General features: G+C 74.6%; 1 protein-coding gene. It reads left to right on the top strand.

From position 1 onward, the window contains the following. Positions 1–943, top strand: a 943-nt coding sequence (locus DQW85_RS22200; protein ID WP_162795225.1) for a DUF8094 domain-containing protein, incomplete at its 5' end; no start/stop codon positions are given. Between the last annotated feature and the right edge of the window lie 20 nt (positions 944–963).

Consider the following 963-nt stretch of genomic DNA (forward strand, 5'->3'; position numbering starts at 1 on the left):
CGCCGCGTGCTCGGGCTCCGGGTCGACGGCGCCCACGCGGGCCGCCGCCGTGTCGGCCTCCCCCACGCCGACGCCGGCGCCCCCTCCGGTCACGCCCGCTCAGGCGGCCGAGGTGTTCGCCGAGTTCATCGCCACCGACGACTTGCTGCGCGCGGGTGGCGACCTGCGGCTGTCGCTGGAGCTCACCCGCGACGCCGAGGCCCTGCTGACCACGGCCGCCTTCGAGTCCACCGGCAACCGCCCGCCTCGCTTCCGGTGGGGGCGCCCCACGCTGTACGTGCCGCGCTTCCCGCCCGGGGAGCGGGCGCCGTGGTTCAGCGCGCTGGTCACCCGCGACGGCCACCTGACGATGCTGACCTTCGCCAAGGCCGCCGACTGGCGGCTCAGCGCGGCCACGACGCTCCTCGCCGGGGAGAAGGCCCCGCAGGTGGCGCTCGACACCGACGGCTACGCCACGGCGCTGGGGCCCCAGGACAAGAGCGTCACGATCAGTCCTCACTACATGGGGCCGCTGCACGCCACGGTGGCGGAGGCGGGGGCCAACGGCGTCGCGGCGGGCCTGATCGCACCGGGCCCCTACACGACGGACATCGCCGAGGAGATCGCCCAGGAGCGCGGCCAGGCCAAGCTGGCCGGGTTCAGCTATGACTCGATCTTCAGCGGCAACGACAATCCGGTCTACGCGCTGCGCACGCGTGACGGCGGGGCGCTGATCCAGTATTCGCTGTCGCGCACCACCACGACGACCAGCAGGACGGCCGAGAAGGACTTCATCCCGGTGCCCGAGTCCGCCCGGTGGGCGATCGAGGAGTCGGTGCTCCGCCGTTCGCTCAAGCTCTTCGAGACCCACCAGTACGCCGCCGCGGTGCCTCCCGCCGCGGCCCCGGCGGCCGCTCGCGTGATCGCCCACAGCGGCGCCCTGACCCGCGCCACCGGCGAGTGACGCGGGCGGCCAGGTGACCG

Source organism: Nonomuraea lactucae (assembly GCF_003313395.1).
Classification (GTDB): domain Bacteria; phylum Actinomycetota; class Actinomycetes; order Streptosporangiales; family Streptosporangiaceae; genus Nonomuraea; species Nonomuraea lactucae.